The sequence below is a fragment of the Flavobacterium hungaricum genome (genome assembly GCF_015182285.1).
GTDB lineage: Bacteria > Bacteroidota > Bacteroidia > Flavobacteriales > Flavobacteriaceae > Flavobacterium > Flavobacterium hungaricum.
This window is the reverse complement of sequence record NZ_PRDM01000002.1, coordinates 614754-640795: the sequence shown is the minus strand read 5'-3', so window position 1 is coordinate 640795 and position 26042 is coordinate 614754. Positions and strand designations below refer to the sequence as shown.

General features: G+C 35.7%; 17 protein-coding genes. 7 read left to right on the top strand and 10 right to left on the bottom strand.

All coding sequences use genetic code 11. The annotated features are described in order from the left end of the window. Window position 1: 1 nt before the first annotated feature. The 3 genes from C4F50_RS10510 to mutY all read right to left on the bottom strand — a co-directional run bounded on the left by C4F50_RS10510 (window position 2) and on the right by mutY (window position 3092). Complete coding sequence (locus C4F50_RS10510; protein WP_193846677.1) at window positions 2-1297, bottom strand: gliding motility-associated protein GldE; 1296 nt, start codon at window positions 1295-1297, stop codon at window positions 2-4. 25 nt (window positions 1298-1322) lie between these two features. Continuing rightward, entirely contained in the window at window positions 1323-1763 is a 441-nt protein-coding gene (locus C4F50_RS10505) for a single-stranded DNA-binding protein (protein WP_193846675.1), read from the bottom strand. 282 nt (window positions 1764-2045) lie between these two features. Further along, window positions 2046-3092, bottom strand: coding sequence for an A/G-specific adenine glycosylase (mutY, locus tag C4F50_RS10500; RefSeq protein ID WP_193846673.1), 1047 nt, complete (start codon window positions 3090-3092; stop codon window positions 2046-2048). Window positions 3093-3231: 139 nt separating this feature from the next. On the opposite strand from mutY, the gene C4F50_RS10495 reads away from it, so the two are divergent. Both C4F50_RS10495 and C4F50_RS10490 read left to right on the top strand, forming a co-directional pair. Beyond that, window positions 3232-3522 carry an HU family DNA-binding protein gene (locus tag C4F50_RS10495; RefSeq protein ID WP_193846671.1) on the top strand — a complete coding sequence of 97 codons (291 nt, stop codon included), beginning with the start codon at window positions 3232-3234 and terminating at the stop codon, window positions 3520-3522. Between the two features lie 383 nt (window positions 3523-3905). Next, the gene (locus tag C4F50_RS10490) at window positions 3906-5450 is read left to right on the top strand and encodes an Rne/Rng family ribonuclease (RefSeq protein WP_193846669.1); all 1545 of its coding nucleotides are present in this window, start codon (window positions 3906-3908) and stop codon (window positions 5448-5450) included. A gap of 369 nt (window positions 5451-5819) precedes the next feature. On the opposite strand, the gene pbpC is transcribed toward C4F50_RS10490, so the two are convergent. The 4 genes from pbpC to C4F50_RS10470 form a co-directional block, all read right to left on the bottom strand. After that, on the bottom strand, window positions 5820-8195 hold the full coding sequence (gene pbpC, locus C4F50_RS10485; RefSeq protein ID WP_193846667.1) for a penicillin-binding protein 1C: 2376 nt from the start codon (window positions 8193-8195) through the stop codon (window positions 5820-5822). 215 nt (window positions 8196-8410) lie between these two features. After that, on the bottom strand, window positions 8411-14095 hold the full coding sequence (locus tag C4F50_RS10480) for an alpha-2-macroglobulin family protein (protein ID WP_193846665.1): 5685 nt from the start codon (window positions 14093-14095) through the stop codon (window positions 8411-8413). A 278-nt stretch (window positions 14096-14373) separates the two neighbouring features. After that, a complete protein-coding gene (locus C4F50_RS10475; RefSeq protein ID WP_193846664.1) occupies window positions 14374-15006 on the bottom strand; it encodes a hypothetical protein in 633 nt (210 codons plus the stop codon). 13 nt (window positions 15007-15019) lie between these two features. Continuing rightward, window positions 15020-15463 (bottom strand): nucleoside deaminase, encoded by a 444-nt coding sequence (locus C4F50_RS10470; RefSeq protein ID WP_193846662.1) that lies wholly within the window; start codon window positions 15461-15463, stop codon window positions 15020-15022. A 146-nt stretch (window positions 15464-15609) separates the two neighbouring features. Between C4F50_RS10470 and C4F50_RS10465 the strand changes: the two genes are divergently transcribed. The 5 genes from C4F50_RS10465 to C4F50_RS10445 are packed head-to-tail and all read left to right on the top strand — an operon-like array spanning window position 15610 to window position 21283. Further along, window positions 15610-16854, top strand: a complete 1245-nt coding sequence (locus C4F50_RS10465) for an energy transducer TonB (protein ID WP_193846660.1) — start codon at window positions 15610-15612, stop codon at window positions 16852-16854. 4 nt (window positions 16855-16858) lie between these two features. Next, entirely contained in the window at window positions 16859-17743 is an 885-nt protein-coding gene (locus C4F50_RS10460; protein WP_193846652.1) for a hypothetical protein, read from the top strand. Continuing rightward, window positions 17740-18405, top strand: coding sequence for a hypothetical protein (locus C4F50_RS10455; RefSeq protein ID WP_193846650.1), 666 nt, complete (start codon window positions 17740-17742; stop codon window positions 18403-18405). The genes C4F50_RS10460 and C4F50_RS10455 overlap by 4 nt, the downstream gene beginning before the upstream one ends. 53 nt (window positions 18406-18458) lie before the next feature. Beyond that, the gene (locus tag C4F50_RS10450; protein ID WP_193846648.1) at window positions 18459-20246 is read left to right on the top strand and encodes a 1-deoxy-D-xylulose-5-phosphate synthase; all 1788 of its coding nucleotides are present in this window, start codon (window positions 18459-18461) and stop codon (window positions 20244-20246) included. Between the two features lie 35 nt (window positions 20247-20281). Next, window positions 20282-21283: a DUF3078 domain-containing protein gene (locus C4F50_RS10445; RefSeq protein WP_193846646.1), complete on the top strand. Its 1002-nt coding sequence runs from the start codon at window positions 20282-20284 to the stop codon at window positions 21281-21283. Between the two features lie 77 nt (window positions 21284-21360). On the opposite strand, the gene C4F50_RS10440 is transcribed toward C4F50_RS10445, so the two are convergent. From C4F50_RS10440 to pflB, 3 genes are all read right to left on the bottom strand, one after another. Beyond that, on the bottom strand, window positions 21361-22710 hold the full coding sequence (locus C4F50_RS10440; RefSeq protein ID WP_193846644.1) for a deoxyguanosinetriphosphate triphosphohydrolase: 1350 nt from the start codon (window positions 22708-22710) through the stop codon (window positions 21361-21363). A 145-nt stretch (window positions 22711-22855) separates the two neighbouring features. Then, window positions 22856-23638 carry a pyruvate formate-lyase-activating protein gene (pflA, locus tag C4F50_RS10435; protein ID WP_193846642.1) on the bottom strand — a complete coding sequence of 261 codons (783 nt, stop codon included), beginning with the start codon at window positions 23636-23638 and terminating at the stop codon, window positions 22856-22858. Between the two features lie 77 nt (window positions 23639-23715). Next, a complete protein-coding gene (pflB, locus tag C4F50_RS10430) occupies window positions 23716-25950 on the bottom strand; it encodes a formate C-acetyltransferase (RefSeq protein ID WP_193846640.1) in 2235 nt (744 codons plus the stop codon). Window positions 25951-26042 lie beyond the last annotated feature (92 nt).

Genomic DNA, 26042 nt, shown 5'->3' with positions numbered 1-26042 from the left:
TTTATTCTAATGTAACTTTTATTTGTTTAACCCTTTTTTTATCAACTGTTTCTATTGTGAATACACAATTTTCAAAAGAAACTTTTTGATCTTTTTTCGGAAAGTTTCCTAAAATCTCCAGAATAAATCCTGCAAGCGTTTCGGCTTCTCCTTTATGCGATTCAAAAACTTCTTCGTCAACATCTACAATTCGATAAAAGTCTTTTAAATTAATTTTCCCTTCAAAAAGGAAATTTTTATCGTCTATCTGAGAATAATTTACGTTCTCATCATCAAATTCATCACTAATATCACCGACAATTTCTTCTATGACATCTTCTAAAGAAACCAGTCCAGAAGTGCCTCCATACTCGTCAACCACTATCGCTAAGTGGCTTTTTAAACTCTGAAAGTCCTTCAGTAAGTTATCCAGCTTTTTGTTCTCTGGAACAAAAAACGCCTCTCTTATAATAGACGACCAGTCAAAATCTTCTTTGTCAATATGAGGAAGCAGGTCTTTTACAAACAAGACGCCTTCAATTTGATCGATATTATCTCTATAAACGGGAATTCTAGAAAATCCTTTATCAATTATTTTAGGATAGATAACCGAAAAAGGTTCGGATATTTCTAAAGCAAAAATATCAATTCTCGGACTCATCACCTGCTTCGTATCGGTATTACCAAAGGAAACAATTCCTTCTAAAATCTTTTGTTCTTCTGTCGAAGTCCCCTCAGAATCTGTTAATTCTAAAGCTTGCGAAAGTTGATTTATAGAGAAATTATTTTTCTGTCTTCCAAGTTTACGCTGCAAATATAAGGTAACGCTGCGCATTGGCAAGCTTATAGGCGAAAGCAATTTATCTAAAAAAGCAATTGGATAAGCAACACGCTGGGCAAATAAAATGCTGTTTCTGCTGGCATAAACTTTGGGAAGCACTTCTCCAAACAAAAGAATCAAAAAAGTTACCAAAACAACCTCTAAGACAAACTTAAAGAGCAGCGAATTAACACTAGAAAAAATATTCTGTCCTATAAAATCAAATAAGATGATCACGCCAATATTAAAAAAATTATTCGCGACCAATAATGTAGCCAGCAGTTTTTTGGGCCTGTCAAGAAGATTTGAAATGATTTTACCTTTTGCCAGATTGCCCTGAATTGTTTCATCAATTTCTTTTTGAGACAAAGAAAAAAGTGCCACTTCGGCACCTGAAACTATAGCTGATAAAAACAGCAGAATAAATATTGCGACAGTTCCAATTATTAAATTGCTGTCAAAATCTGAAGTTAAAAATAAACTGGGCTCCGAGTCCAAATCAAAAAAGATTAATTAAACATATTTAGAAAGGCAGATCATTTATTGGAAGCCCTTCGTTTGCAGCATCAAAGTTAGTATTTTTTGCTGGTTCAGTCTCTTGATTCTGCTTATGATTTGCAGTTTCTTTTTTAGTTGTCAGAAAAGTAAACTCTGTCACCTGAATTTCTGTAGTATATTTTGTCGTCCCGTCTTCTGCCTGCCATTGACGCGATTTTATACGTCCTTCAACATAAATTTTATCTCCTTTTGAAAGGTATTTTTCGCAGATCTCAGCCGCTTTATTACGCACGACCAAATTATGCCATTCTGTTGAAGTTATTTTTTCGTTGGTCGTTTTGTTTATATAAACCTCATTTGTAGCCAGCTGAAAACGTCCAATACAATTGCCTCCATCAAAATAGTGCATCTTGACATCATCGCCTAAATGGCCGATTAGCATCACTTTATTTAATGTTCCGTTCATAGTTTTTGGTGGTATTTCTACCAAAGATACATTTTTTTAGCAATTTAATTCTTGCTTTTCTATAAAATTATTAACCATTTATTATAATCTGATGCTTTTATATAATCTTAAATTTCCATTCTTAATAATTGATTAACAGATCTTTTACTCCAATTCTAATCCTAATTATAAATACAAAGATTATTTTTAAACCCTCAATCATAACGTTTAAAAAAGCGGTAAACATATTCGAAAAATGCATGATTATAGCTCAGTGTACTCCAATCGCTCAAATTAGCATCCTTATAATTTAACTTCCATATTTTCTATAAAATTATAAATCACTATTGGAAAAGGAAAGGTCTTTAATTTTTCAGCATCTATCCCGTCTTTAATTATTTCTTTTATCTTGATTTTCCAAAACTGAATATGAAGATGCTGGTGCGATAATTTATGCTTGACAGCAGTTCCTGAACATTCTTCTATACCTATTATAGTATATTGCGGAAAAAAATCTTCTTTTATCTTACTGGCAACAAAATCGAAATCGGAAATATGATCGGTTTCCAGCAATGGGAATTCATACAAATTATACCAAATCCCTTTCGTTGTTCTTTTCTCAATTAAAGTGTTCCCTAAAACATCTTCTAATATTAAATAATTAAAAAACCGATTGGTCACTTTTACTTTTTTGGATTTAAAAGGCAGCTGGTTCACTTTTTTCTTTTGAAGAGCCGCACAGCTGTCATTAAAAACACAAATTGTACAATCTGGATTTTTAGGAACACACTGCAAAGCACCAAACTCCATTATTGCCTGATTAAAAACAGCTGGATTATCAGACGGCATTAACTCTTGTGCCAAAGAAGAAAATTCTTTTTTAGCAGCAGGAAGCGCAATATCGGTTTCAACATCAAAATATCGGGACAAAACCCTAAACACATTTCCGTCTACAACCGGCACCGCTTCATTATAAGAAAAAGAAGCAATTGCAGCCGCAGTATATTCCCCAACACCTTTGAGTTTTAAAAGCTCTTTATAAGAATCTGGAAACAAACCATTTAATTCGTAAGCAATAAACTGAGCCGTTTTATGAAGATTTCGCGCCCGGGAGTAGTATCCTAATCCCTGCCACAGCTTTAAAACCTTTTCTTCAGATGCATCAGCCAAATGTTTCACTGTAGGAAATTCCTTTGTAAATTCGAAAAAGTAAGGCATTCCCTGCGCTACTCGAGTCTGCTGCAGCATAATTTCTGAGAGCCAAATTTGGTACGGATTAGTGGTTTTTCGCCAAGGTAAGTCGCGCTTATTCTGTAAATACCATTTTATCAATATGTTAGAAAATTCCATCGTAAAATACTTAGATTACAAAAGTAAATGTTTATGTAATTAAAATTTAACGAATTAGCTTGATTAATTATTTTTTTAATTCCTATATTTGCAAACTCAAAAAAATAGTACACCATTTATAAATAAAATTGGAAAGAAAATGACGAAAGCAGATATCGTAGCGAAAATTTCAGAGAAATTAGGTCTTGAAAAAGGAGATGTTCAAGCAACAGTAGAGTCTTTTATGGAAGAAGTTAAAATTTCATTAGAAACTGGGGACAATGTTTACCTAAGAGGTTTCGGAAGTTTCATCGTAAAAACTAGAGCTGAAAAAACAGGAAGAAACATTTCAAAAAACACAACTATTAAAATTCCTGCACACAACATTCCTGCATTTAAACCTGCAAAAGTATTTGTAGAAGGCGTTAAAACAAACAACGAAGCAAAATAATATTAATTAACATAAATCTGACACAATATGCCAAGTGGTAAAAAAAGAAAGAGACATAAGGTAGCTACTCACAAACGTAAAAAAAGAGCGAGAGCTAACCGCCACAAAAAGAAAAAGTAGTTTTAAACTACTTTTTTCTTTTTAAAAGTTCATTGAAATTGAAAATTAGTATTCAGTCATCAGTTTTTAGCATTCAGTCTGCTGATTACTTAGAGCTGCAAACTGCCAGCTAGTTTTCCCCGGGTATAATACCTGTTTAAAATATTGTTTAATCCATCTGTAGAATAAGATTTTAGATTTTAGACTTAAGATTTTAGATTTCATTATCTATACTCTTCTCTCTTCCCTCTATTTTCTGAAAAAAACAGATAAAAATTTACAGTGTGAATAAAGAATTAATCATTAGATCTAGTTCTGAAGCCGTAGATTTTGCCTTATTAAAAGATGGAAAACTAATTGAATTACACAAAGAAGAAGAGAAAAGCAACTTTCAGGTTGGTGATATTTTTATTGCCAAAATCAGAAAACCAGTTGCCGGACTAAATGCCGCTTTTGTAAATGTAGGCTTCGAAAAAGATGCTTTTTTACATTATCACGATTTAGGACCAAACTTAGCTTCTCAACTGAAATTCATAAAACTTGTAAGCGCAGGTAAAATAAAAGATTTCTCCCTAAAAACCTTTCAGTTTGAAAAAGAGATTGACAAAGATGGCATCATTACTGATATTTTAAGTGCCAATCAATCTGTTTTAGTTCAAGTAGTTAAAGAACCTATATCTACCAAAGGCCCAAGAATAAGTGCTGAGCTTTCTCTTGCCGGAAGATTTATCGTTCTAGTTCCTTTTTCTGATCGTGTTTCTATTTCTCAGAAAATAGAAGACAAAAAAGAAAAGGATCGTCTAAAAAAACTTGTTCTATCGATCAAACCTAAAGGATTTGGTGTTATTGTTCGTACAGTAGCCGAAGGCAAAAACGTAGCCGAATTAGAAAAAGATTTGCAGAACCTGCTAGGCAGATGGACTGCAATGTGTAAAAAATTACCAACTGCTCATCATCCGTCGAAAGTATTAGGAGAGCTCAACAGAGCTTCTTCGATATTAAGAGATGTTTTTAATGATACCTTTAGCGGTATACAAATAGATGATGAAGAGTTGTTCCACCAAACGAAGGAATATCTGCAAGAAATTGCACCTTCAAAACAATCGATTGTAAAGTTTTATCAATCAAATGACACTCCCATTTTTGAGAAATACAATATAGAGAGACAAATCAAAACTTCTTTTGGAAGAACTGTTTCTATGAGCAAAGGTGCTTACCTTATCATCGAACATACAGAAGCCCTGCACGTTATAGACGTAAACAGCGGCAACCGTTCGAATAAGGCAACCAATCAAGAAGACACCGCCATGGAAGTAAATATGATTGCCGCTGCAGAAATCGCAAGACAACTTCGTCTGCGAGATATGGGCGGAATAATCGTAGTTGATTTTATCGATATGTCTAATCCTGAAAACAGGAAAGTTTTGTTCGACTTCTTGCGAGAAGAAATGAGCGACGATAAAGCAAAGCATAAAATATTACCGCCAAGTAAATTTGGTTTAGTCCAGATTACCAGACAGCGCGTAAGACCAGAAGTTAATATCAAAACCAGAGAGGAAGATCCTAATAAAGTTAATGGCGAAATTGAAGCGCCAATTTTAATTATCGACAAAATCACCTCTGATTTAGAAAGAATTTTAAAAACCCACAATAAGGTTGTCCTAAACACACATCCGTTTGTGGCTGCATACCTCAGCAAAGGTTTTCCATCATTACGTTCAAAATGGTTTTTTGAACATAAGAAATGGGTGAAAATCATACCTCGTGACGCTTACACGTACTTAGAATACCATTTCTATGACAAAAAAGGAAATGTTATTTCAGAATAAATTAAAAACCGCCCCGATGCATCGGGGCGGTTTTTTTATGCATTATTGTGAGGAACGCAGCAATCTCGTTTGGAATTTTAAACTTGTAATTTATTTTATTTAGAAGCAATTTCCAGCTATCCGCTTGTATCTTTTCCTGGCTAAAGAAGCCAGAAAAAGGATACCGCTCCTATCTGGGCTAGGCACTCGTTTTCACAATAAGTTTTTTTTTATTTTACCATTTCGACCGAAAGGAGAAATCACAAGACCATGCGACATCTTTGTCAAAGGGCTTCGACTCCGATCAGCCAGACAAAAAATAAGAAACTAACCAATTTTTGGAATTTGGAATTTGGAATTTGGAATTGCAATTTGGAATTTCAAAAAAATTTATTCCCTCACAATCTCAATTCTTCTTCTAATTTCATTCCCAGAAGCATCTACAACTGTAATATAATGTATTCCTGCTGTTGGCGTAATGGGCAGTTCATGAAACGTTTTGGTGGTGGCTTTATACACATCATCAACATACCAAAATAGTTCTTTATCACGTTCTGCATAAGCAACTTTCAATATTACCGGCTGTACTTCACTGTTGAAGTTTTTAGTCAAATAAATTTTGCTGTTTGCTTTTGGGTAAATAAAATCCATTGTGGTGGCTTGCGTTCCTTCGCACCCCTCTTTAAACGGAGGTAAAGGCAGATATTCAATATGCTGGCTTTTGTAATACCAAGCCATTACCGGAGGCAGAATAAACCAATTTTTAGCCACTATATTTTCGACATTTTCACAGCTGCTGTTTACCTGAAATTGTTGTGTTTGATCTAAATGAATCGTTTTGTGATACGGACAAACTTTTGTCGATTTCCCTTTTTTAGAAACCCATTGTTTAATTTTCGGACAATTGTCTTTTGCTAAGTAACCGCTTAAACGGCAAACTTCAACTTCTGCCAGATCTTTATAAGGCGTATCAAACCATCTTTGTCTCGGCAGTAAATTAAAAACGTCGAATAAAATTGGCGCTGCGCTGGTAACTCCGGTTAAAGTAGGTCTTCCCTCACCTGTTGCATTTCCGACCCAGATTCCGACTACATATCTGGAATTTGTTCCTATTGCCCAAGCATCGCGATTTCCGAAACTGGTACCGGTTTTCCATGCAATTTTTAAAGAACTGTCATAAAACTTCCAGGCTTCGTCTCCCTCCGGCCTGTTTACCTCTTCCATAGCATTGTACGTCAGCCAAATTGATCCCGCTCCCAAAATATTCTTCTGATTGGTTTCTGAACCAAAATCAGGCTTAAAATCGTTCTTATAATTTAATTCTGTAAACTCATTTGTCCGATATTTATCCTGATGTTTAGAGTAGTAATTTAATGTCGAAGATAAATTAGCGTAGGTTCTGCATAAATCCCATAAATTACTTTCGGCACCGCCCAAAATAAGCGACAATCCATAATGATCGGGTGTTTTGTTAATGTTTTTTAGTTTAAACTTTTGGAGTTCTTCGTAAAATTTATTGACGCCAAAATCCTGAAGCATCAATACCGCCGGAATATTCAACGAACGCGATAAAGCACGATGCGCCGGCACTGCACCATCAAAAGTAAGGTTGAAATTCTGAGGCGTATAACCCGAAATTTGCGTTGGGACATCAGCAATTAAAGTATTAGGCAGCAACTCACCGTCATCAAGCATTGCGCCATACAAAAGGGGCTTTAAAATACTTCCGGTACTTCTGGGTGCATCAATAATGTCAACATCTTTTTGATGGTCTTTATCTGTCGGAGCATTCCCAACATAACTCATCACATTTCTATTCTGGACATCTATTACTAAAATTGCCAGATTATGCACTTCGTTCTGCTTGTATTGGTTGTAATAATACCTCGCAATTTGATTTACTCTATTCTGCAAAGCATAATCAATTGTTGTTTTTACTCGGGTTCCTTCTTCATTTTTAGCGGCTCTCTGTAATAAATGCGGTGCAATCTGCGGCAGATCATATGGTTTTTGAGGTAATGGTTCTTCTATAGAAAGTTCATAAGTCTGTTTGTCGATTATTCCTTCCTGATGCAATTTTAGCAAAAGCCGGTTTCGCTTATTTAATAGTTTTATTTGATTTTTTCCAGGATAAATCAAACTTGGCGCATTGGGTAAAACGGCCAGAACTGCATTTTCTGCCCAAGAAAGCTGATGGGACTGCACGCCGAAATAACGCCAAGATGCCATTTCCAGCCCTACAACATTACCTCCAAAAGGTGCGTGAGAAGCATACAATTCAAGTATTTCGTTTTTTGAATATCCTAATTCCAAACGTGTAGACAGAATGATTTCAATGATTTTTTCAAAGTAGGTTCGTTTTTTGCCTTTTCTTGATAACCGAATAACCTGCTGTGTTAACGTACTTCCGCCTCGAACCACTCTACCTGCTTTTTGATTTTGTCTAAAAGCGTTAATCATTGCCCCAGGATTAAAGCCCGGATGTTTGTAGAAATATTCGTCTTCAAAATAAACAATACATTTTTTGAATTTGTCCGTAACACTGTCCTGCTCTGGAAAACGCCATTGTCCGTCTCGGGCAATTTTAGCACCAAGTAATTCTCCTTCTTTACTTTCGATTACTGTTGAATAGGGTTCTTGGAATAAAGGTCTTGACAAAGAAAAATAATAAATCAGCAAGAGCATAAATGCAATTGCTGATTTTATTTTATTTCTTTTTATCCAAGTTATAATGCGTTGGAAAAACGCTTTTAATTTACTTTTCAATATTGATGATTTTAACCGCAAAGTCACTAAGTAAACGCGAAGTTCGCTAAGCTTTTTTGCTCGCAGATTCAGCAGATTTGGCAGATTTATTTTATCTGCTTGATCTGCAAAATCTGCGGGAAATATTTTAACACAAAGTTTTTCAGCCACAGATTACACAAATTAGCACAGATTTTCAAAATCATTTTTAATCCGTATAATCTGCGGCTAACAATTTATTTTACAACCTCAACCCAGAATCCTTTTGTTCTGGCTAAGAATGTATTATCGTACATCGCTTCGCATTGTAAGCCAGGTAAATAGTAGTTTCCTAAATACGATGCGTTTAGCAAAATCCTAAAGACTTTTGTCTCTCTGGCTTTCATCCCAAAATAGAAATTTGTCCTGTCGTCACGAATATCAATGTAATCGGCAACGTTATTTACCGCATCTCCATAATCTGTAAAACGTGTGTTTACAATTTCAAATCCTGAAGGAAGAATTTGCGACAAGGCAACGTTTTGAACGCTTTCTCCTCTTTGGTTTTTAACGGTTACTTCGGCAACAAACTCAGTTCCCTGATTGATTCTAGAAACATCAATAACACTTCCTTTTCTGTTTTTGAAAACAATAGAAGCTGCAACATCACTTTGAGTCGTATTTTCTTGACCGATTGGCAATATCCCTGTATTCAATACACGAACATAAACAGTGTTATTTTTATTGTTTTTTAAAGTAATGCTGTTAGATCCTGACTGAACAGACAAACTCCTGTCTGCGACCGTTTTTGTTGTATTAATCGTTTCTGCTTTTCCGTTTTTGCTAAACTGAATATTGATTCCTTTTGGACCATTCGAAGCTGCAAATTTTGACATCGCATATAAGCAATAAGCCGTAGTTTGAGTACTCATCCATTGATTGGCTGCCATTTCTTTGGCTAATTTGGCTGCTGTTACGAATGCTTTTTGTTTTTGATCTAATAAAAGCATGGTTTCTAATGCCATTGCTCTATTTCTTTCGGTCGAACCATAATAGTAATAACTGTAACCATCAGAACTTCCATCAATATTGGTATTTAAGAACAAACTTTGTCCCGCAGATTTTTGTCCCGCCAGAACATAAGAGGCCGCCAAGCGGAGCTTGCTTTCGTTAGAAATACCTTTGGTTTCTCTAAGCCTGTTCATCGAAGATAAATCTGCACTTCCTGCTAATGCCAGCGTGTATAACCTGTACGCCTGTGCTAAATCATTACCGTATTTCGGATCAAATCGCCATTGCTTCGCTTCTTTTTGCTGATAAGAAAGCCATTTTGATTTAAAATTAATTGGCAGTACATATCCCTTTTTCTCTGCTTCTATTAAGAAATGCCCCGCATACGAAGTTCCCCAATCGTCTGCAATGGCATTTCCCTGCCAATACGGTAAGCCGCCGTTTGCCAATTGAAAACTTCCTAATCGTGCAATTCCTGCCCCAATATTTTTCTGAATAATAGAACGTCTGTTAGAATCGATATCAGCCACATCATTCAAAAATAATTGCGGGAAAACCGATGATGTCGTCTGTTCTACACAACCGTGCGGATACTGAATTAAAAACTGTAATCTTCCATTCAAATTGATGGTCGGCATTGACGAAACTTCCAATCTTGCTTTGTTGCTTCCGGCAATTCCAAAGGTTTGCCAAGAAATTGTTTTACTACTGTTTGGTGCTAAAACAACATCTGTAAAAGTACTCGTAACCGGGTTTGGATTGGTCATATCAATTTCAACATCATAAACCGATTTCTCGCTTCCAGAGGTTGCGATTACCTGCACTTTTGCAATTCCAGTTGCAGCACCGACTACTAAATTAAAATAGGCCATTTTTTCGTCTGGCTGCGCAAAACGTAATCTTTGAACTGCGCTTCCTGCAACTTTTAATCCGTTGCTGGTTTTTATCTGAATCGAAACGTTTTTGATTTTATTTTCTGTCGCAAAAACCGTTACCGGCAGCGTCACTTTTTCTGACGGCGAAATTTTTCTCGGCAGTGAAGCCAAGACCATCAGCGGACTCTTAACTTGTGTGGCTTTTTCTGCACTTCCGTATGCATTTGTATTGGCATCACCCGCCACAACCATAGTTCTAACCGAACCAATGTATTTTGGCAGTTTTAACTGATGTGATTTGGTTTCGCCTTTATCCAATTTAAATGGACCGTAATACAACACCACAGGCTTAAAACGATTCGCTTTTTTGGCTTTTCCGCCACCTAAATCCTGATCTCCTCCAATACTGAAAATCTGATTTATTTTTCCGCCGTAAGCTCCAATTACATCATCGTAAATATCCCAGGTTTTTACTCCCAAAGCTTCACGAACATAGAAGTTGTCCCACGCATTTGGTGTTTTAAAACGGGTTAAATCTAGCAAACCTTCGTCTACAACCGCAATAGTATAAGTCATTTGTCTGCCTTTGTTCTCACTTACTTTTACAGTAAACGGCTGTTCTGGACGCAGTACATCCGGCATGTTTAGTTTGGGTTCCAGAATCGTATTTTTATCCACAACCTCGATAGGAACGATTCCGTACATTCTTATTGGAGAATCGTTTTTGGTCGTCGCGTGAGGCTGTAAAAGTGTAATGTTGAAATACACATTTGGAGCCATAGCGCCCGTAATCGGGATCTCTACTTTTGTTTCGCCTTTCTGCGTTTTAGCCCAAACGGTCTGCACTACTTTTGATCCGTTTTCTACAGAAATTAAAGCGCGTCCGCCTTCGCTTGACGGAAACGAAATCTGTGCTTTTTCTCCAACTTCGTAATTTTTCTTATCGGTAGAAAACACCAGCATATTCGCCGTAGATGCGTCTCTGTTACGTGTTTTTCCTGACCAGATCGGCCAATCAATATTAGTTGTTAAAGCAGTTGCGTGACCTCCTGTACCGTCTTCAACACGAATTAAATAACGTCCCCACTCTTCATCGGTTAACGTAAATTGAAAACTTCCTTTTCCGCTGGAATCGGTATCGACTGTGGCAGATTTATACGATGTTGTTGAATTGGACGAATTGTAATTAGACAGATTATTAATTGAAGAATCCCACCACCATCTCCAGTCAATTTTATAAATTCTTACTTCAAGATTCCTAACCGCTTTTGGCCTTCCGTTTTCATCAACTGTAACTACCTCAAAACGATTTGCAGTTCTAGTCTCCAGCATGCCGTATTTATTAGGAATAGGCGCCTTGATTCCTACATAGGTTTTGTATGGCGAATAGGTTGTAGAAATTACATCGGTGCTAAAATCACCGCCTTCTTCGTATACTTTTGTAATGAAAGATGCACGAAGCATTCCCGGTGCCTGCCCTTGTAATTTAGGATCAATCGGAACAGAAACTCTTCCGTTTTCATTTAATTTTCCTGAGAAAATATTAATTTCCTCAGAACCAAATTGTCGTACCAAATCATCAAAATTATGATTTTCGTACCCCTTAAAAGTCGTTTTCTGCTGTGTAAACTTGGCCTGCATTTCTACATTCAAATTCTTTGCAATTGCTCCATGCAACCAGGTTACTTCTAGATTACTTGCGTTTGGATAAGATGCTGAAAGTGTTTTTCTAGAAAAATTATTTTTAATTTTTAAACGATTCGGTTTTATCGTTTCTATTTTAATGCTTTTGTAAAACTTAGCGCCTCCAACGCTCACCATGGCTTCCCAGTTTCCTGTAGGCGCATCTTGGCTTGTTGGGACAATAAAAGAATAATGATTTAAATCGTTTGTTTTTTGAACGGTTTGATAGATTGTTTTACCGCTTGGATCATTCAGTCTAAATTTAATCGGATGTGATGTCGGGAGTTTATTGGCCGCATCATTCAATATAAAAGATAAATACAGATTGTCTCCTGGCCGCCAAACGCCGCGCTCTCCGTAAATAAATCCTTTTAACCCCTTTTGAAGAGTTTCTCCGGCAACATCAAAATTACTTACTGACAGTGAAAGTCCGTCGTCGAGTTTTACATACGTCGATTGATTCCCTAATGAAACTATGGCAAAATAAGCAAACTTATCCAATTGAAAAGAAGCAATTCCTTCACTGCTTGTTGCTGCAGTTGCCAGCTTCTGCTGCTGATAACTGTATAAATCTACTCTTGCATTAGAAACAGGCTCTGTTGTAACAATATTATTTACCGCAAACAAGTACGATTTATTTTCACCCCTTTTGGCAATTACCCCCAAATCTGATGCTAAAATGTTGGTTCCTATTTTAGCATTGTAATAATAAGAACTTGAACACGGATCCTGGCTTTCTCTCCATTCGTAATCATCATAATAATAATCGTCATAAGAATTGCCACTGTAGTTAACATCATTTTCGTCAGCCTCTTCTTCTTCTGTTTCAGTATCACTTTCGTCTGTTGTTTCGCATTTATACATCGAGTATTTCTTTTTGTACTCTAATTCTACGCGGTATATAGCGCCCGGTTCTGGAGTAATTATTTTAGATAAATCCAAAGCAAAAGTGTTCCATTTTGTCGGATTTATTAAGTTGCTTTCTTTTAAATTGAGCGTTGTCTTGGCAATTGGCTGCGCTACTTTTTTAAGATTCTGCGCACCATTTAATTCGTTATACTGAAGAAACTGCAGAATATTGTTTTTGTAAATCTTATAGACTTTTACATCAACAGCACTTAGACTTACAGCCTCAAAATTTAATTTTAAATTATTCGAACTCGGCAGAATAGTTCCGTTTTTAATAAAACGTATACTTGGTTTTATTTGGTCAAAAGTGATTTTTTCAGAATAATTATTGTCCATTTTTTTGCCGTACTGGCTTTCAATTCCCTGAAAAACTTCCAGCAGTAATTCTCCGCTCAAAGCTGGCGCTGTTTCCGGCTCTTCGTCTGGAACTACTTCAACAACTTCTTCTTCTATTGGTGCCGTTGCTGCAGTGTCAATCACTGCTGCTGCAGAATCTATTGCAACTATTCCGTCTGTAGTTTCTTCTTCTTCAACCACAACTTCTACAGGTTCTGGTGCTTTTTGAACAGCGGCTTGGCTTGTAAAATATACTTTTAGTAAATTTCCTTGGGTAGAAAATTTAAGATTGTTTGTATTTTGAATAGAAACCAGACCAGCAAAATCCTGTCCTTTTTCTAAAGGTTCAGAAAAGTTAATCGAAACAGATTGATTGTTTCCGTCTGGAATTTCAACCTTAACCACTTTAAATTCATTAATACTCGAAACGGCGTAATCTTGTTCGCCTTTCTGGTCAATATCGGCATCGCTTCCATCGTAGTTAATTTCTACATTTGAAACTTCTTCAAAACGCTGAATACTGTCTATGATGAAATTGAATTCTTTGGCTGTCCCTGATTTTTTTTCAAATTTGATTTTAAGATCTTTTCCTTTCTGCTGCGCGCTTACCAACTTGATCGCCGTTTCAAGATCCATTTCATCAGCCGTTTTTAAAACGCAGTTTAGATACTGATACTCTTTGCTGTAAGATTGGATATCGCCAGTATTAATTACAAAATCCTGTTTGATTGTTTTAACCGTAAAATTAAATTCTGAAAGGTCTTTTTCTTTCTCTTTTGGCAGTGTAATGAGCTTTTCTAAGTGCAAAGTCACTTGATATTCTGTACCCGCTTTCAGTTTCTTTTCTGGAATAAAAGCAATTGTATTTCCAGAAAGAGCGACCACTTTTCCGTCAACACTTGGAGAAATATCAAACAAATCACGATCTAATTCCTGATTGACTTTCCATTCTTTTTTATCAAAGGCTAAAACAACTCTAATATCGGATTGAGCAGAAACGATTCCGCCTGTAAAACTCACGATATAATCTTTAAATAAAGAAAAATCAGAATTAAAATTTGATTTTCGACCACAGGATTGAAAAATAAAAAACACACAAAATACGAGAACTAAACCTTTTGCTTTCAATTTTACTTAGAGTTAAGGGTTAACAAAATGGAAATGATTTGCTATTAAAGCTTTATAACAAAATACAAATTAAATCAAGATAAAAGTATAATATTTTGCAATCCCTTTAAGAAGAAAATTCGCTAATAATGATTATTTAACTTTTGTTGAAGTTTAGAAGGCACTGAGGGTTAATAAGGAGCATATTCCAGCTGTCCGCTCTATCTTTTCCCTGCTAAAGGAGCAGGAAAAAGGATGCCGCTTCCATCTGGGCTAGCCGCTTATTTACATAAGAAATTTTAAAATTTTGTTCCGAGTTTTGACAAAATTTCATCCATTTCAATAAAATGCTGCTCTGTATTTGATGCATAATAAAGCTGATTGTTACTCATGATTACAATAACATCATCATCATTGTTTCCATAAAATTGAATTCCTGCTGCCCATTGTCGAAATGAAACGCCTTTGTTTGAAAATTTTTGAGTAATAAAATCTAAATCCTCCGTTTCTAATTCATAAAAAGTATCACAGGTAAAATCTAAAGCAAAACCAGCCTGAAGAAATGCCATTGCAGTAAAAAAATCCGACAAAGTTTCTGTTTCCAGATTCCATTCTTTTTCATCATAACTCATATAAACCGGCGGATTCGGATTTGATAAATCATCTTTATGAATTCCCCAAACGCAGGCTCTCTGGTTTTCAATATAAAATATCAGATAGTCGTTGTGTGTAAAATATTGAAAACGTTCTGGAACAATCAACGAATCCTGCGTATGATTCAAACTTTGAATTTTTCCCAATTGATTATAATAATCCACAAAAACCTCCGGAAGCTGTCCAAAAATATCTTTAACAACCTGAATCTCATCATCTGAAAAACCATCGGATTCTCTGATGTGGAATACATTTTTTATTATTGAAAAATCGGTCATAATAGTCTTATGTTTACTTACGTTTTTCCAGAAAAAATCGCTTCATTAAATCGGCCGCTTCATTTGCCATAATGCCAGAAACAACAGTAGTTTTAGGATGCAGTTTGGTTCCCATTGATAAAAATCCTCTTTGTTCGTCTCGCGCGCCAAAAACAATTTTAGAGATCTGACTCCAATACAAAGCGCCGGCGCACATCTGGCAAGGTTCCAGAGTAACATAAAGTGTGCAGTCTTTCAAATATTTTCCGCCAAGGAAATTTGCTGCCGAAGTAATGGCCTGCATTTCGGCGTGAGCGGTAACATCATTCAACAATTCGGTTAAATTATGCGTTCGTGCAATAACCTTATCTGCAACCACAATTATGGCTCCAACAGGGATCTCGCCTTTTTCAAAAGCCATTTCAGCTTCCTGCAAAGCCTTTTTCATAAAATACTCGTCGGTGAAAGGATTTATCATAACTGCAAAAATACATTTTTGAGATAGTTTTTCGAAATAATAAAAATAATTAGTTCACGAGCATAAATTGAGTATTCAAAACCGGGTGGCTATAATGTGCTGTTTTGCTATCTATTTTTTATTACATTTATTTCAAAATTCTTTCTATGGAAAACAAGTGCAAAATCACCATTCCAGAGCCTTGTCACGAAGACTGGAACAAAATGACGCCAAACGAAAATGGCCGTTTTTGTTTGAGTTGTACTAAAACCGTTGTAGATTTTACGGCTATGATGCCAGAGGAAATTCAGCATTTTTTCATCCAAAATCAAAATGAAAGTGTTTGCGGAAGATTCAGAAAATCACAGTTAGACACGATTACAATACAGATTCCGAGTCGTGTTTTGTATTCGCAGACCAATTATTACAAAATGTTTGTATTAGCATTGTTTGTATCAATGGGAACCACTTTGTTTAGCTGTGCCGATAAAGACGGCAACAAAAATAAAATAGATAAAATCGAAATTGTTGATAATGCTTCGCAAAATGAAGACGATAATGAACCTGTTTCTTGGTGTTATGGACATGAATTCGAATCTAAAAAACGAAAAACTAAAACTGAAACTGAAGACGACGAAATCAAAATTGTGGGAAAATTAATAATGCCTCTTCCATTTGATGAAAGAGGAACGTTTCAATATCACACAATATACAGTGCATCTGATTTAGATGTTTTACCAGTTCCTAAAAACGGTATGAAAAGTTTCTTTGATTTTTTTAATAAAGAATATGCTGCGCAAAACAAAACAGAAAAATTTCGAGGAGAAATAGCTATCTTATTTGTTATAGAAGAAGATGGCAGTTTGAGTAATTTCAATATTGTCAAAAATACACCAAAAGATATAGGCGAAAAAGCGATCAATGTTTTGAAAAAAGCTCCGAATTGGATTCCTGGAAAATTAAAAGGCCGTATTGTTCGATCTTCTTATACTTTACCAATTACACTTAAAAAAAACTCTGAAGATTATCACTCAATGGCAGTTGGAGAAATAGCTCCTGTTGACATAGGTAAAAATTCAGAAGATATTCCTATTGACTATGACGGTCTTTTTAATACATTTTCTCTCGATGAAATGCCAAATCCTCAGGGCGGAATGAATAAATTTTATTCTTTTGTGAATGCCAATTATAGTATTCCGAAAAATATCAACGGTACAGGAAAAATATACTTAACTTTTGTAGTAGAGAAAGATGGAACATTGAGTACTTTCAAAATCTTAAGAGATGCAGGACCAGGAACTGGAGAAGAAGCTGTAAGGGTTTTAAAAATGTATCCAAAATGGATTCCTGGAAAAATAAACAATCGCGTTGTGAGATCAAATATGAGTTTGCCGATTTCATTTAAACAGTAAAGTAATGGAAAATAAATACAAAATCACCATTCCAGAACCTTGTCATGAAAACTGGGACGAAATGACTCCAAATGAAAAGGGTCGTTTCTGTATGAGTTGTTCTAAAACGGTTGTTGATTTTACTTCAATGCTTCCTGAGGAAATGCAGTCTTATTTTGCTGAACATAGAAATGAGCAGATTTGCGGAAGGTTTAAAAGTTCTCAAGTAGAACTTCTTACCATTCAAATTCCAAATCACGTTTTATATTCGCAGACCCATTATCATAAAATATTTTTACTGGCATTATTTATTGCAATGGGAACTACTTTGTTTAGCTGCGCAGATAAAAACGGTAACAAAAGAAAAATTAATAAGATTGAAATTATAAAAGATACTGTTGTCAAAATAAACTCTTTTACAACCGAAACTACTCCTAAATTAAATGATTCCGTTCAAAAAAATACAACCAAAAAATCAAAAGATAATCACATAAAATTTGCAGAATCAAAAGCTAAAGATTGCTCAGCAATCACTTCGAACGACAACAGTCAATCACTTGAAAAAGCTGTGCAAGATGATATAAAAGAAGATGAAACCGTCTATTACACAGGCGCAGCAATTGAAACAAGTCCTTATTTCGAAGGCGGAATTGCTGGTTTTTATCATTTTTTTAGTAACGAATTTAAATTTCCAGAAGATGTAGAAATTCCAAAAACCAGGATTGTCGTTAGTTTTGTAATCGAAAGAGACGGATCGCTGTCTTCATTTCAGTTTCCAAGAGAGGTTGATTTAAAGATAAAAGAGGAAATAATCCGTGTTTTAAGTTTATCGCCTAAATGGATTCCTGGCGAACAAAATGGAAAAAAAACAAAAACTAAATACAGCTTACCAATAGCTATTCAAACATGAAAAAACAATGCAAAACAGCCTTGATCAAAACTTATCTTGGAAACTGCAGTAAAATGTTTTTTATCCTGTTGCCAATTGTGACAGGATTGATTTTCTGTGGCTGTAACGGTAAAGACGACAGCAAAAAGAATAGCGATGTCGATGTTGTAAAAACAGCTGATACTTCGGTGACCAATGTCAGCGAAAGTAAAATTTCTAAAAGTGAAAACAGCTCCAATAATGCTTCTCCGAGTCGATCAACAAAAGAATCAAACGAGACTGTGCTATTAGAAAAAAAGCCAAACAAGAAAATAAAATCAGATTCAATAACCGTTTCTCCTAAAACATTATCCTCAAAAAACAAAGAGCAGATTTCTTCTAATAAAGTGAGTGAAACTCCTAAAAACGCTGAATTTCCAGGAGGCATAGACCAATTTCATACCTTTTTTATGAAGGAATATAAAAAACCAGAAGGCGTATATTATTGGAAACTCAATTTTACACTTGCCTTTGCCGTAGAAAAAAATGGCGCTGTATCGTTTCTTGAATGTTCTCCAGCAGTTGAAGAACCTCTAGAAAAAGAAATTATCAGGGTTTTGAATCTTTGCCCTAAATGGCTGCCTGGAGAAGCAAATGGAAAAAAAATCAGGATGCAGTATTCTGTTCCTATTTTATTGAAATAACAGGCCGTAAAAGAAATTAAATTTAAAACCGTAAATTTGCTTTTTTCCGTACAATGAAAAGCAATTTACTCTCGAACATAAAAAATCCTGCCGATTTACGTTTACTTTCTGAGGCACAGCTGCCGCAAGCTGCTCAGGAATTACGTGATTTTATTATTGACATTGTTTCTGTAAAAGAAGGCCATCTGGGCGCGAGCTTAGGCGTTGTAGAACTTACCATTGCATTGCATTATGTTTTTAATACTCCCGAAGATTTATTGGTTTGGGATGTTGGGCACCAAGCTTACGGACATAAAATCCTGACCGAAAGACGCGAAAATTTTCATACCAACAGACAATTAGGAGGCATTTCGGGTTTCCCAAAAAGAAGCGAAAGCATTTACGATACTTTTGGTGTCGGGCATTCGTCGACTTCTATTTCGGCAGCTTTAGGAATGGCGATTGCTTCTAAGTTAAAAGGAGATTTAAACAAAGAACATATTGCAGTTATCGGCGATGCTTCTATTGCCAGCGGAATGGCTTTTGAAGGCTTAAATCATGCTGGAGTTACCGATGCTAATATTTTGGTTATTTTGAATGATAATGCGATCGGAATTGACCCAAGTGTCGGCGCGTTGAAAAAGTATCTTACTGCGGTAAAAAACGGCAAAAATCCAAAACAGAATAATATTATAAAATCGTTGAATTTTGATTATTCTGGACCAATTGACGGACATGATTTTCCGACTTTACTCAAAGAATTAAATCGATTAAAAAAGATAAAAGGCCCAAAATTCCTTCATATTGTAACTACCAAAGGCAAAGGACTGCAGCAAGCCGAAGAGAATCAGGTAAAATATCATGCGCCGGGAAAATTTGATGCTTCGACGGGAGAAATTCATTTAAAATCAGAAGAAAACCTTCCTCCAAAATATCAGGATGTTTTTGGCTTGACCATTTTAGATTTAGCCAAAAAGAATCAAAAAATTATCGGAATCACGCCTGCGATGCCTTCTGGAAGTTCGTTGAAATTTATGATGGACGAAATTCCAGATCGCGCTTTTGATGTGGGTATTGCAGAACAGCATGCAGTAACACTTGCTGCCGGAATGGCAACACAGGGTATGATTGTGTATTGCAATATCTATTCTACTTTTTTACAGCGTGCTTATGATCAGGTCATTCATGATGTCGCACTGCAAGATCTTCCTGTTGTCTTTTGCTTAGACCGCGCGGGATTAGTCGGCGAAGACGGTGCCACACATCACGGTGTTTTTGACATTGCATATTTGAGATTAATTCCGAACATGATAATCTATGCGCCGATTAATGAAATTGCGCTGCAAAACATTTTGTATACCGTACAAACTGGATTAAATCATCCGATCGCGATTCGTTACCCGAGAGGAAGAGGCGTTATTCCTGATTGGGAAGTAAAAAATTTCGGACACTACCAACCCATTGAAATCGGCAAGGCAGACTGCTTAAAAAACGGCACTAAAACGGCTGTTTTATCAACAGGAACAATCGGTAATAATGTAATTTTGGCTCTTCAGGAATGTCTAAATTCTGAAACCATAGCGCATTATGACTTTTCTTTTATCAAACCACTAGATATCAAAACATTACATGAAATATTTTCAAAATTTGATACCATTATTACCATAGAAGACGGTGTTGTGAACGGGGGTTTTGGCAGTGCTGTTTTAGAATTTGCTGCTGCTTCTAATTATAAAAATAACATCAAAAATCTAGGTATTCCCGATCATTTTATTGAACAGGGAACTGTAGAACAATTACAACAATTGTGTAAAATTGACGTTAAAAGTTTAATAAATCTTTTTTCTAACGGTGCAAAATAAGTATTTTGCACCACCAAAATATTAAAATTACCATAATGAATTTATTGCGTTCTACCCTTTTGCTATTACTGCTTTTGTGTACTTCTAATAACTTTGCCCAGATTATACAAACTACTTTGAGTCCTAATCAAGTGCCTAAAGCGCCTTCTAACTGGTTAAAAAAGAATCAGCTTGGTTTTGATATTTCCGAAATTGCTTTTGTCAATTGGAGTGCCGGGGGAACAAGTTCTATTTCGGGTTTGTTTAAGGGCGAGTTTAACAGAACTTACTTGAAAGAGAACAATAAGTGGGCAAACGAACTTATTGTTAAATATGGTTTAAATAAACAAGACGGAATCGAATTAAGAAAAACAGACGATGCAGTGCAGTTTAACTCAACATACGGCTATAGAAGAGATACTATTTCAAATTGGTTTTACTCTGCAAAGCTTAATTTCAACACGCAGTTTACAAACGGTTACAATTATCCCAACCGAGATGTAGCAATCTCTAAACCTTTTGCTCCTGCTTATATTTTCCTGGGAGCTGGAGCTGAGAATTCGAACAAAAAGAAAAACAGAACTTTTTATTTCTCTCCTATTACGTTAAAGACTACTTTAGTTTTAGATCAGAACTTAGCCAATCAGGGAGCTTTCGGGGTTAAAAAAGCCGTTTACATGGCAGATCCTTTAGATCCTAATACGCAGATTCTAATTGAAGAAGGACAGAAAGTAAAAGCCGAATTTGGTATTCTTTTTACTGGCTACATGAAAAGCGAAATCTATAAAAACGTTTTTTATGAAAACAGATTAAGTCTTTACACCGACTATCTGAACAAATTCGGAAATGTCGATATTGATTACGATACCCGTTTAGATCTTGTGGTTAATGCGTATGTAAAAGCCAATATCGGCGTGCATTTGGTTTATGACGACGATATTAAAACCAAAAAAGATGTTGTTGATCCCACAACTGGAACAAAATCGCAAGTAAACGACGGACCTAGAATGCAGTTGAGACAAGTTTTAGGTGTTGGTCTGGTATACGCTTTTCAATAATTGCACAACGATTATAATTAAAAACATCCCATAAACTAGTTTATGGGATGTTTTCTTTTTAGTACTATTCAACCGAATTAATTCTTTTTTCTGCCGTTAATCGTTTCAAATAATTCTAAGGCGTTTCCATCAGTTAAGAGTGAAACGTAATGGCAAATGTGCAATAAACGGTCGTATAAGTTGGTTTTCTCTAAATGATGTTTTTCTGGCAGCATTTTTAAAATCAATTTATCGTAGTTTGAAGCTGTTTCTTCGTATTTATTATTAAAGGCTGTGATAAATTTATCCAGCAGTGTTTGAATAATCTGATAACCTACAATTTCTTTCTCTACCACTTCACGGCTCTGATAGATTTTATCTACGCTTAATTTTATAATGTCATCAATCTGCGCTTTGTATTTACTTTTATCGGTCAAGGCAAACGGAAATTTTCCTGCCAGAATTGCTTCTTCATTTTCAATAAAAACATCTACAGCATCATTAATCAAAGTTCCAATTGCTAAGGCTCGCAAATAACTGATACGATCTTCTTTGGTCGACAGGTTTTGGTATTTTTCTTTCCAGTAATGACTGCCTTTTACCAGATTAATCAAATATTCTAAAGCATAATCCTCAGAAACCAAACCTAAATTTATTCCGTCTTCAAAATCGATGATGGTATAACAGATATCATCTGCCGCCTCAACCAAATAAGCTAACGGATGTCTTTCAAAACCAATATCTCCTCCCGATTTATTAGGGATCATTCCCATATCTTGGGCTACTTCTTCAAAAAACGTTTTATCAGACTGAAAGAAACCGTATTTTTTATCCGCTATATTTTTTGTTGGTTTTTTCGGAAGGCTTTCTTTTGGGTATTTCATAAAAGCCCCCAAAGTGGCATATGAAATTCGAAGCCCTCCCTCGATTCCCGGACGGCTTGCGGTAAGAACCGAAAATCCGTTGGCATTTCCTTCAAAATCAATTAAATCCTGCCATTGTTTATCGGTAAGCTGGTCTTTATATTTTTGTCCGTTTCCGATAGAAAAGTATTCGCCGATCGCTTTTTCTCCAGAATGTCCAAAAGGCGGATTTCCTATATCGTGCGCCAAAGAAGCGGCGGCAACAATTGCTCCAAAATCGTTCATATGATAACCATGAACTTCTTGTAAGTAAGGATATTTTTCAATAATTTTTTTTCCAACTAAACGTCCAAGCGAACGCCCTACAACCGAAACCTCTAAACTGTGTGTTAAGCGCGTATGAACGAAATCTGTTTTAGAAAGCGGAATAACCTGGGTTTTATCTTGTAAAGATCTAAAAGCGGCCGAAAATATAATTCGATCATAATCTACCTCAAATCCTAATCGGGTATCATCTTGTTCTGCACGTAATCTTTTGCTTGTGTCTCCTTGTCGTTTTAGTGATAAAAGTTGTTCCCAGTTCATTTTATAGTATTTCCAATTTTTCATCCAAAGATACAGAAATAGATATGTTTTTAATAAAAATGAACAAAAACGATACTTTTAGTTTACAATTGTTATTGCGTTTTTAAAATAGAAATACGAAAAATCTACTTTTGGAAACCTTTAATTATTTAAGCACTACATTTTTAAAATACTTACTAAAGATTTTAAATGCAGCTGCCTTGCTTTCTGTAGTTGGAGGTAAAGCATCTTTAAGCAGATAAGGCCTGTTGAGACCTTCCCATTTATGTGCGCCAAGTTGATGAAAAGGAATAATTTCAACACGTTCTACCGTTTTATAATTCGAAAAATAATTTGCCCATTCTTCTAAATATTCCGGCTGATCTGTCCATTCTGGAACCAGCACATATCTCAGCCACATCGTTTTCCCTGTTGACTCACGGTAGGCAGCAACTTCTAAAGTATTTTTATTGGTCAAACCTGTCAATTTGCGGTGTATGTCATCATTGATATGTTTTACATCCAATAATAAAATATCGGTATGATCAAAAAGTTCCTGAGCTTCATGATTGTTCAATCTTCCATTAGTATCCAGACAGGTATTAATTCCCTGCTCGTGCAGTAATTTAAAAAAATGAATCAATTTATTTCTTTGCAGTAAGGGTTCGCCTCCCGAAACGGTAACGCCTCCCGCTGCTCCAAAATAATTTTTTTGACGTACTGCTTTTTGAACCAGTTCTTCTATTTTTATAAAGGTTCCTCCTTTGACATCAATAGAATCAGGATTTTGGCAATACAGACACTTAAACTGGCATCCCTGTACAAATACTACCATTCTTATTCCTGGACCGTCATGGGTTCCAAAAGTTTCAAGAGAATGTATTTTTAATTGATCCGGATTAAAAATATTCAACTTAAGAAGCTCAATATCTGAGGATTGCTTATTCATAACTTTTAATTTTTAAATAATAAAAAAAGGCCGGCCAACTACAGCCAGCCTTTTTTGACTTTACCACAATTCTTGAATTACATAGCCTCGTGGAAAGTACGCGCTATCACTTCTAACTGATGCGCTCTTGATAATCTGGTGAAATTTACCGCATAACCAGATACTCTAATTGTTAACTGCGGATGTTTTTCGGGATGTTCGTAAGCATCCTGAAGCGTTTCGCGGTTTAATACATTAACATTTAAGTGATGCGCCATTTGTTTGAAGTATCCGCTTAAGACTCCCACTAAATTGCTAACCTGTTCTTGTCTTGTATCTCCTAATGACTGCGGAATCATAGAAAATGTATTTGAAATACCGTCCTGAGCATCTTTGTATTCAAGTTTTGCCACAGAATTTAAAGAAGCAATCGCTCCGCTGCAATCACGCCCATGCATTGGGTTTGCCCCTGGTGCAAAAGATTCTCCATCTTTACGTCCGTCTGGTGTGGCACCTGTATTGGTTCCGTACATAACATTTGACGTAATAGTTAGTAAAGAAAGGGTTGGTGTCGCATTTTTATACGTTTCGTGCTTTCTAAGCTCTTTAATAAAAAAAGAGGTGATTTCTTTAGCTATTTCATCCACTCGATCATCGTCATTACCAAACTTCGGATAATCACCTTCTATTTTAAAGTCTACCGTAAGACCTTTTTCATTTCTGATAGGTCTTACTTTAGCATATTTTATTGCTGATAAGGAATCTGCAATAATCGAAATTCCAGCAGCGCCATAAGCAATATCAATATGCGGATCTGAGTCTATAAGTGCCATTTGTGCTCTTTCGTAATAGTATTTATCATGCATATAATGAATAATATACATTGATTTAGCATATACTCGAGCTAATTCTTTTAAAGTGCGTTTAAAAACATTACTTACCACATTGTAATCTAATACCTCATCGGTAATTTTCGGGATATCATTCATTATCAATGCACCGCCTCTTTCTTCTTTTCCGCCATTTAAGGCAATCAGAAGGGCTTTTGGCAAATTGGCTCTAGCTCCAAAATGCTGAATCGATTTCCCTATTTCCTGGTGGGATACACAGCAGGCAATACCATAATCATCAGAACCTCTTTCGGTTCTCATTAGATCATCGTTTTCATATTGAATTGAAGATGTATCTATAGAAACTTGTGCACAGAATTTTTTAAATCCTTCCGGCAGTTTTTCAGACCATAAAACCGTTAGATTGGGTTCTGGAGATGCTCCCAGATTGTACAAGGTTTGAAGAAATCTAAATGATGTTTTGGTCACTTTTGTTTTTCCGTTATTAAACATACCGCCGATACATTCTGTAACCCAAGTAGGATCGCCTCCAAATATTTCATCATAAGCTCCTGGTCTTAAATGACGAACCATTCGAAGCTTCATCACAAATTGATCGACCAATTCTTGTGCCTCAGATTCTGTAATTAGACCCTCTGCTAAATCTCTTTCTATATAAATATCAAGAAAAGACGACACGTTGCCCAATGACATTGCGGCTCCATCCTGTTCTTTAACTGCAGCTAAATAGGCAAAATAAACCCATTGCACTGCTTCTCTGGCATTTTCTGCAGGAAGCGAAATATCAAAGCCGTAAGCTTCTGCCATTTGCAGCATGTCTTTTAACGCACTGATTTGACTTGAGATTTCTTCGCGCAGTCGCACTTTATGTTCGGTCATTGAACCCGAAACTTTATTGTAATCTTCTTTTTTAAATTCAATAAGCTGGTTTACTCCATACAATGCAACACGTCTGAAATCGCCAATTATACGGCCGCGTGCGTAGTTATCTGGTAAACCGGTCAGGATATGCTTAGAACGATACTCTCTAATTTCTTTATCATAAGCATCAAAGACTTTCTCATTATGATTTTTAGCATATTTAAAAATATCAATAACACGGTCAGAAACTTGTAATCCTCTTTCTTTTACGGCAGACTCTACCAATTTAATACCTCCAAAAGGTTTCATGGCTCTTTTAAGAAGCTGATCGGTTTGTAATCCTACAATAACTTCATTTTCTTTATTAATATATCCTGGTTTAAAAGCATTTATAGAAGATATCGTTTCAACATCGATTGCCAGACATCCGTTATTGGCTCTTTCTTTTAATAAAGTTTCTTTACAGATATCCCACAACTTTGTTGTCTTTACCGAAGGTCCGGTTAAAAAAGATGCATCTCCAAGATAAGAGGTGCTGTTTTTTATTACAAAATCCTGAACATTTAATGACGTTTTCCATCTGCCAAATGTAAATACGGTTTTTTCGATACTTGCATTCATAATTCAATTAGTTTAATAGATTTATCTTACACAAATTTCATGAATATTACGCCAAAATAATATGATAATAATCAGTAAATCAGGGTTTTTTA